Origin of the sequence: Stenotrophomonas sp. NPDC077659, from assembly GCF_050268705.1 — a bacterium.
Lineage (GTDB): Bacteria > Pseudomonadota > Gammaproteobacteria > Xanthomonadales > Xanthomonadaceae > Stenotrophomonas.
In genome coordinates this window covers 1-7,422 of sequence record NZ_JBNNHG010000172.1, presented here as the reverse complement: position 1 = coordinate 7,422, position 7,422 = coordinate 1, and the positions used below count along the sequence as shown (strand labels likewise).

The 7,422-nt window shown below is 66.6% G+C and carries 10 protein-coding genes; 6 read left to right on the top strand and 4 right to left on the bottom strand.

Annotated features, from left to right (window positions below; genetic code table 11):
• The 4 genes from ACQKDV_RS17275 to ACQKDV_RS17260 all read left to right on the top strand — a co-directional run.
• On the top strand, positions 1-1,133 hold a 1,133-nt coding region (locus tag ACQKDV_RS17275), incomplete at its 5' end, for a cytochrome b (protein WP_427785366.1).
• Positions 1,126-1,875 carry a cytochrome c1 gene (locus ACQKDV_RS17270; protein WP_427785364.1) on the top strand — a complete coding sequence of 250 codons (750 nt, stop codon included), beginning with the start codon at positions 1,126-1,128 and terminating at the stop codon, positions 1,873-1,875. The genes ACQKDV_RS17275 and ACQKDV_RS17270, both read left to right, overlap by 8 nt.
• Before the next feature lie 134 nt (positions 1,876-2,009).
• On the top strand, positions 2,010-2,645 hold the full coding sequence (locus ACQKDV_RS17265) for a glutathione S-transferase N-terminal domain-containing protein (protein ID WP_427785362.1): 636 nt from the start codon (positions 2,010-2,012) through the stop codon (positions 2,643-2,645).
• Positions 2,646-2,729: 84 nt separating this feature from the next.
• A complete protein-coding gene (locus ACQKDV_RS17260) occupies positions 2,730-3,185 on the top strand; it encodes a ClpXP protease specificity-enhancing factor (protein ID WP_427785367.1) in 456 nt (151 codons plus the stop codon).
• Between the two features lie 109 nt (positions 3,186-3,294).
• Here ACQKDV_RS17260 and ACQKDV_RS17255 read toward each other — a convergent pair whose 3' ends face one another.
• The 4 genes from ACQKDV_RS17255 to ACQKDV_RS17240 form a co-directional block, all read right to left on the bottom strand.
• On the bottom strand, positions 3,295-3,645 hold the full coding sequence (locus tag ACQKDV_RS17255) for a DUF3301 domain-containing protein (RefSeq protein ID WP_427785361.1): 351 nt from the start codon (positions 3,643-3,645) through the stop codon (positions 3,295-3,297).
• A gap of 67 nt (positions 3,646-3,712) precedes the next feature.
• The gene (locus ACQKDV_RS17250) at positions 3,713-4,657 is read right to left on the bottom strand and encodes a DUF2272 domain-containing protein (protein WP_427785359.1); all 945 of its coding nucleotides are present in this window, start codon (positions 4,655-4,657) and stop codon (positions 3,713-3,715) included.
• Between the two features lie 181 nt (positions 4,658-4,838).
• Complete coding sequence (gene nadC, locus ACQKDV_RS17245; RefSeq protein WP_427785357.1) at positions 4,839-5,690, bottom strand: carboxylating nicotinate-nucleotide diphosphorylase; 852 nt, start codon at positions 5,688-5,690, stop codon at positions 4,839-4,841.
• On the bottom strand, positions 5,687-5,956 hold the full coding sequence (locus tag ACQKDV_RS17240; RefSeq protein ID WP_427785355.1) for a Trm112 family protein: 270 nt from the start codon (positions 5,954-5,956) through the stop codon (positions 5,687-5,689). Before ACQKDV_RS17240 ends, nadC begins: the two co-directional genes overlap by 4 nt.
• 58 nt (positions 5,957-6,014) lie before the next feature.
• Here ACQKDV_RS17240 and purE point away from each other — a divergent pair, with 58 nt between their 5' ends.
• Both purE and ACQKDV_RS17230 read left to right on the top strand, forming a co-directional pair.
• Positions 6,015-6,518 (top strand): 5-(carboxyamino)imidazole ribonucleotide mutase, encoded by a 504-nt coding sequence (purE, locus tag ACQKDV_RS17235; protein WP_079221357.1) that lies wholly within the window; start codon positions 6,015-6,017, stop codon positions 6,516-6,518.
• On the top strand, positions 6,515-7,422 hold a 908-nt coding region (locus tag ACQKDV_RS17230; RefSeq protein WP_427785353.1), incomplete at its 3' end, for a 5-(carboxyamino)imidazole ribonucleotide synthase. The genes purE and ACQKDV_RS17230, both read left to right, overlap by 4 nt.

Sequence of the window (7,422 nt, the reverse complement as noted above, 5' to 3'; positions counted from 1 at the left end):
GCAGTACTGGCTGGGCTTCCAGAACTACTATGCTGGTCAACCAGATCGTCACCGGCATCTTCCTGACGATGCACTACAAGACCAACGCCGCCGAGGCGTTCGGTTCCATCGAATACATCATGCGGGACGTGGAGTGGGGCTGGCTGATCCGCTACATGCACTCCACCGGGGCCTCGCTGTTCTTCATCGTGGTCTACCTGCACATGTTCCGTGGTCTGCTGTACGGCAGTTACCAGAAGCCGCGCGAGCTGGTGTGGATCCTCGGCATGCTTATCTACCTGGTGCTGATGGCCGAAGCCTTCATGGGCTACGTGCTGCCGTGGGGCCAGATGTCGTTCTGGGGCGCCAAGGTGATCATCTCGCTGTTCGGCGCGATACCGGTGATCGGCAACGGCCTGACCGAATGGATCATGGGTGATTACCTGCCCAGCGATGCAACGCTCAACCGTTTCTTCGCCCTGCACGTCATCGCGCTGCCGCTGGTGCTGTTGCTGCTGGTGGTACTGCACTTGGGCGCGCTGCACGAAGTGGGTTCGAACAATCCCGATGGCGTGGAGATCAAGAAGGGGCCGAAGGGCAACCGCTGGTCGCCGAACGCGCCGGCCGACGGCATCCCGTTCCACCCCTACTACACGCTCAAGGACGGTGTGGGGGCCGGCTTCCTGCTGATCATCGCCGCCTTCATCATCTTCTTCGCGCCCGGTTTCGGTGGCCTGTTCCTGGAGCACGACAACTTCACCGAGGCCAACCGCCTGGTGACCCCGGAGCACATCAAGCCGGTCTGGTACTACACGCCGTACTACGCGATGTTGCGCGTGGTGCCGAACAAGCTGGGCGGTGTACTGGTGATGTTCTCGGCCATCGCGATCCTGTTCCTGGTGCCATGGCTGGACAAGGCGAAGGTGAAGTCGGTGCGCTACCGCGGCTGGATCTCGAAGGTGATGCTGGGCGTGCTGGCGGTGTGCTTCGTCTGGCTGGGCGTGATCGGTTCCGGTCCGGGCACCGACGTGCACGAGACCTACATCGGGCGGGTGCTGACCTTCCTGTACTTTGCATTCTTCATCACCATGCCGCTATGGACAAGGTTGGACAGGACCAAGCCGGTACCGGAGAGGGTGACCACCCATGACTGACCGCTGGATGGTCCGGCTGGCCCTGACAGCCACCCTGATGCTGGGCACTTTCCTGGCTTCCGCCGCCGAAGGTGGCACCAAACTGCTGCAGGCCGGCAACGACCTCGGTGACCGCGCATCACTGCAGCGTGGCGCGCAGCTGTACATGAACTATTGCTCCGGCTGCCATGCGCTGAAGTACCTGCGTTATTCGCGCATGGCGCAGGACCTGGGCCTGAGCGAGGAAGAGGTGATGGCCAACCTCAACTTCACCGGCTCGGCCATCGGTGATCCGGTTCCAGTGGCGATGCCCAAGGAACAGGCGGAGAAATGGTTCGGCAAGATGCCGCCGGATCTCAGCCTCATTTCGCGGGTGCGCGGCAGCGACTGGGTCTACACCTACCTCAAGTCGTTCTACCTGGACAGCAGTCGCCCGCTGGGCTGGAACAATGCGCTGTTCGCCAATGCATCCATGCCCAACCCGCTGTGGGAGATGCAGGGCCTGCAGCACGCCGTGCATGGCAAGGCCGAAGCGCCGGGGATGGATCCGCCGGTCACCGGCCTGCGCATCGAAACACCGGGCAGTGTTGATGCCGGGCAGTACGACCAGGCCGTGCGGGACATCACCAACTTCCTTGAATATGCCGGTGAGCCGGCCGCATTGAAGCGCCAGCAGCTGGGCGTTTGGGTGATCCTGTTCCTGGCCCTGCTGACGTTCCTGCTGTACCTGCTGAAAAAGGAATACTGGAAGGACGTGCACTGATTCTGCTGCCGGCCATGCGCAAAGGCTATTGGCTTTTGTGATGGCCGGTTGCACACTCGGGGAGGAGTCGACCGCCAGCACGGTGCTGGCGGCGCCGATGCGGCAGGCGGTCTCCTGTCGTGGGAGAGCCTTTGATGGCGGCGAGCGTACGCATGCGCAATACACTGACGCTGTTTTCCTCGAACGATGATGTCCTGTGCCACCGGGTCCGCCTGGTCCTGGCGGCCAAGGGGGTCACCTATGACTCCGTTCCCGTCGATCCGCAGAACCCGCCTGAAGATCTGATCGACCTCAACCCCTACCACTCGGTGCCGACCCTGGTCGAGCGTGAGCTGGTGCTGTACGCCGCCTCGGTGGTCAGCGAGTACCTGGACGAGCGCTACCCGCATCCACCGCTGATGCCGGTCGATCCGCTCTCGCGTGCGCGCATCCGCCTGGCGATGCTGCGCATCGAGCACGATTGGGTGCCTCAGGTACAGGCCATCCAGCTGGGCAACAAGACCCAGGCCGAGGCCGGGCGCAAGCGGTTGAAGGAACTGCTGACCGCCTCGCTGCCGCTGTTCAAGGCCAGCAAGTTCTTCCTCAACCCGGAAATGAGCCTGGCCGACTGCGCCATGGCACCGATCATCTGGCGCCTGCAGTCGCTGGATGTGCCGCTGCCCAAGGATGGCAAGGCCATCGAGGACTACGGCAACCGCATCTTCCGTCACCCCGGTTTCGCCCGCAGCCTGACCGAACAGGAAAAGAAGCTGCGCGACCTGCCGGGCTGAATCCGGAGGCCGCATCCCGTCTGCATGCCCACCGGCGTGCAGGCGATCCGCCCGGCAGGGGCGTCGGGCGCGTACACTTCACGCATGACCGACGACTTCTTCCACATGACCAGCCACCGCCCGTACCTGCTGCGGGCGCTGGTGGAATGGATCAACGACAACCAGCTGACCCCGCATATCCTGGTCGACGCTGGTGTTCCCGGCGTCCACGTCCCGCCTTCGGCGGTGAAGGATGGCCGGGTGGTGCTCAACATCGCCGAACGGGCGGTGGTGCAGCTGATGATCAACAACGAGATGGTGAGCTTCTCGGCGCGCTTCTCCGGTACCAGCTATCCGGTGCAGGTGCCGATCAGCGCCGTGCTGGCCGTGTACGCGCGCGAAACCGGGCAGGGCATGGCATTGCCGGATGACATCCCGGGCACCGAGCCGGCATCGACTGGTGACGAGCTGATGCACGACGGCGACACACCCTCGGATGACACGCCGCCCGACGACCGGCCGCCACCGAAGGGCCGCCCCACGCTGCGCGTTGTGAAATAACGGTAGGTGCCGACCGTTGGTCGGCACACTCTCAAGCAATGTTGGGTGCCGACCGTTGGTCGGCACACGGTTGCCGCTGCGCTCGCCGGGCATGGCCCGGCGCTACCGCCTACATATCCTCGGCATCGTCCACATCCGCGCGGATCTGGCTGATCCGCGCCGCGCCCGGGCCGGTGAATGAGATCAGCTGGTCGCCGCGCAGCACCATGCGGCCGACATGGCGGTCCATGCCGTCGTAGGAATACTCGAACTTGAAGGTGCGCTCGAAGCCGAGCCGGCCATCCTCGCCCCGCGACAGGCGCATGCCGGTGGCGTGCACCGCCTGGTCCAGCCACTGCACATCGGCCGCGCGGCACGCATTGCGGCCCAGTTCGACGGCACGTTCGGCGGCCGAACGTGCCGCGTTCCAGAAGAAATAGACGATACCGCCAGCGATCAGCAACAGGAGCAGGGTGGGCATGGCAGGAAGTGTCTTGAGTCGATGCAGCCAAGATGGCGGCGAAGCGGCGCGGGATCAAGCGTGATCGTCAGCGATCTACCGCAGGTTCGGCCGCTGGAGCAGGCGAAACGAAGGTGGCGGGCACAGTGGCATTCAACTGCAGCAGTGCCGCCCAGTCCTGGCGGTTGAAACTGCATTCGTCTTCGCGCCCGGGCGTGCAGCTGGGCTCCACGCCGATGCTGTCGCGCGAGCGTGCCGGCGGCAGCTGGATGCGTCCGCTGCGGTCGAGCTGCAGCAGGCGCATCGCCACGGTGTTCATCACGTTGCCGCCGACCAGATACAGCGTCTGGTCGCCGCCCAGGTTGGCTGCCACCACCACCTCGCAATGCGATTTCCAATGCCCGACCGAGCCGTTGCCCAGCGCCTGCACCAGGCCGCTGTAGCTCAGCGTGGTGCTGCGGTCGCGCAGGAAACACAGCAGGTCGCCCGGCGCCGGTTTTGCCGTGGCCGGGTCCAGCAGCCGGTACGGCACGCCAGACGGTCCGGCCTGGTAGGCGGCGCGGATGTAGTCGATATGCCGCGGCGAGGTAGTGAAGCCCGGCACCCCGGCACGGGTCATCACCCAGGAAATGAACGCGGCCGACCACGGATTGTCGACCAGGAACGCGCGGCAATCGCTGTCGGTATAGCGTGTACCCAGCGGCGCCAGGCAGCTGCTCGCGCCCGGGATGCTGCCCATTGCGTTGAGTGTGCCGCTGTCGCGCCAGTAACTGGCCACGCGCTGCCAAGCGATCAGGCCATTGTCGGCCAGATGTTCGTTCTCCGCTTCGGTGACACTGAGACTGGCCGCGCGCCCGTCGCGGTCGATGAAGGGGCGGTACCAGAGACGGTGCTCATTGCAGGCTGCATTGCGGATGGACACGGCCAGCGGGCTCAGGCCGAACCGTGGCGGGACATCGCAGGCTTCGGCGGCGGCTGCAGACAAAGGGGCAGCGGCCAGCAGCAGGCAGGCAGGCAACAGCATCCGGCGCATGCGCGGCTCCTGTGGGGGATGGCCGCAGCGTCGCAGAGGCAGGCGTAGCCGAATCGTGAAGGCGAGCCGGATCCCGTAGAGCCGAGCCTATGCTCGGCTCATCGCGCGCAGCGCGTGCGGGTCGCGCTGCAGATCGAGAGGCAGCCGGGCGTGGGCTCGGTTCTACAGGGTCCTGCGGGCCTCAACCCGGCGGCGGCCCCAGCTTCAGCGACAGGTCGATGGCCTGCACATGCTTGGTCAGCCCTCCGATGGAGATGCAGTCCACACCGTCCTCGGCAATCGCGCGCAGCCCCTCCAGGCCGACGCTGCCGGACACTTCCAGTGGAATGCGGCCGGCGGTGATGCGCACGGCCTCGCGGCGCAGCGCGGCATCGAAATCGTCCAGCAGGATGCGCTCGCAGCCGGCATCCAGCGCCTGCTGCAGCTGGTCCAGGTCTTCCACTTCCACCACCAGCGGCAACGACGGCCACCGCTGGCGCGCGGCGGCCACCGCCGCGGGCAGCGAGCCGGCGGCGCGGATGTGGTTTTCCTTCAGCATCACGGTGTCGTACAGGCCGAAGCGGTGGTTGTCACCGCCGCCGCAGCGCACCGCGTACTTCTGCGCCAGGCGCAGGCCAGGCAAGGTCTTGCGGGTATCAAGGATGCGTGTGCCGGTGCCCACCACCGCGGCCACGTAGCGGGCGGTGGTGGTAGCGGTGCCGGACAGGGTCTGCAGGAAGTTCAGCGAGGTGCGCTCGGCACTGACCAGGCTGCGGCTGCGGCCATGCAGCAGGGCCAGTACGGTGCCGGCGGCCACGCGGTCACCCTCGGCTACGCGCCATTCGATGCGCACGTCCGGGTCGAGCGCGCGGTGGGTGGCATCGAACCAGGGGCGGCCGGCGATGACCGCGTCCTGCTTGCACAGCAGGTAGGCACTGTCGGCCTGGTCGGGCAGAAGAGCGGCAGTGACGTCACCGCTGCCCAGGTCCTCGGCCAACGCGCGGGCGACATCGGCCGCGACCAGGGTCGCATCCGGCGCTGGCAGGGTTGTCATGCGGCGGGGAAGTCAGCGATCTGGGCGGTCGGGATGGCCTCTTCGGCCAGCAGCACCGGAATGCCGTCGTCGACCCGGAACACCTGCTTGCGGTCACGGGTGACCAGCGCTTCGCGCAGCGGCTGGGCCAGCGGGTTGCCATCGGCCTTGATCACCGCGCCAGCGGAAATAGCCTTGTTGAGGGCGTCCAGACCCTTGCCATCCAGCAGGGACAGGGGCTGGCGGGTGTCCGGCGACACCAGCAGGTCAAGCAGCTTGCGATCCATGGTTCTTCGTCTTGCGTGGAAGATGGCTAGAATACGTCTTTAAGGCAGGTGACGGCCAATGACCCCCAACCCGATCGCGCCGCTTGTCGGCATCGTCATGGGTTCCCGCTCTGATTGGGAAACCATGCAGCACGCCGCCCAGAAGCTTGAAGCCCTGGGTGTTCCGTTCGAAGTGAAGGTGGTCTCGGCCCACCGCACGCCGGACGTGTTGTTCAGCTACGCAGAAGAAGCGGGCCCGCGCGGCCTGCGCGCGATCATCGCCGGCGCCGGCGGGGCTGCCCACCTGCCGGGCATGATCGCCGCGAAGACCGCCGTGCCGGTGCTGGGCGTGCCGGTGCAGTCCAAGGCCCTCAATGGCATGGATTCGCTGCTGTCGATCGTGCAGATGCCGGCCGGCATTCCGGTTGCGACCTTCGCCATCGGCAACGCCGGTGCGTCGAACGCGGCGCTGTTCGCCGCGGCGATGCTGGCCAGCGACCAGCCGGCCATCGGCCAGGCGCTGGAGGCGTTCCGCACGCGCCAGACCGAAGATGTGATGGCCCACGACGATCCCCGCCAATGAGCCTGACCGTCGGCATCCTGGGCGGCGGCCAGCTCGCCCGCATGATGGTCCTGGCCGGTGCGCCGCTGGGGCTGCGCTTCGAGTTGTATGACCCGGCTGCCGACGCCTGCAGTGGCCCGCTGGCACCGCTCACCGTGGCGGCATTCGATGATCGCGCGGCACTGGCGGCGTTCGCCGCCAAGGTCGACGTGGTCACCTTCGATTTCGAGAACGTGCCCGCTGACAGTGCGCAGTGGCTGGCCGACCAGGTGCCGGTCTACCCGCCACCGTCGGCGCTGGCGGTGGCCCAGGACCGGCTGAGCGAGAAGACGCTGTTCCAGCAGCTGGGCATCCCGCTGCCGCCGTTTGCCGACATCCGCAGCCGCGACGAGCTGGCCACCAAGGCCGCCGAATTCGGCCTGCCGTGCATCCTCAAGACCCGCCGCCTGGGTTATGACGGCAAGGGCCAGTTCCGCCTCCGCAGCGAAGCCGACATCGACGCGGCCTGGGATGCGCTCGGTGCCCAGGTCGAGCGCACCGGGCTGATCCTGGAGGGCTTCGTCGCCTTCCAACGCGAAGTGAGCGTGGTCGCCGTGCGCGGCCGTGATGGCAGCTTCCAGGCCTGGCCGGTCACCGGCAACTGGCATGTCGATGGCGTGCTGTCGGCCAGCGTGGCCCCGGCCGTGCTGTCCGAGGCCGAGCATGAGGCGGCGATTGGTTATGCGCGCCGCGTGGCGGAGCACCTGGGCTATGTGGGCGTGTTCGCGCTGGAGCTCTTCTGCCGCGATGGCGAACTGCTGGCCAACGAGATGGCGCCGCGCGTGCACAATTCCGGGCACTGGACCATCGAAGGCAGCGAGACCTCGCAGTTCGAGAACCACCTGCGTGCCGTGCTGGGCCTGCCGCTGGGCAGCACCCGCATGCT

Bases quoted from the DNA above. Each gene is read 5' to 3' on its own strand.
- ACQKDV_RS17255 (WP_427785361.1), bottom strand. From the start codon at position 3,645: ATGCCCACCCTGCTCCTGTTGCTGATCGCTGGCGGTATCGTCTATTTC.
- ACQKDV_RS17270 (WP_427785364.1), top strand. From the start codon at position 1,126: ATGACTGACCGCTGGATGGTCCGGCTGGCCCTGACAGCCACCCTGATG.
- ACQKDV_RS17260 (WP_427785367.1), top strand. From the start codon at position 2,730: ATGACCGACGACTTCTTCCACATGACCAGCCACCGCCCGTACCTGCTG.
- ACQKDV_RS17240 (WP_427785355.1), bottom strand. From the start codon at position 5,956: ATGGATCGCAAGCTGCTTGACCTGCTGGTGTCGCCGGACACCCGCCAG.
- ACQKDV_RS17265 (WP_427785362.1), top strand. From the start codon at position 2,010: ATGGCGGCGAGCGTACGCATGCGCAATACACTGACGCTGTTTTCCTCG.
- purE (WP_079221357.1), top strand. From the start codon at position 6,015: ATGACCCCCAACCCGATCGCGCCGCTTGTCGGCATCGTCATGGGTTCC.
- nadC (WP_427785357.1), bottom strand. From the start codon at position 5,690: ATGACAACCCTGCCAGCGCCGGATGCGACCCTGGTCGCGGCCGATGTC.
- ACQKDV_RS17250 (WP_427785359.1), bottom strand. From the start codon at position 4,657: ATGCGCCGGATGCTGTTGCCTGCCTGCCTGCTGCTGGCCGCTGCCCCT.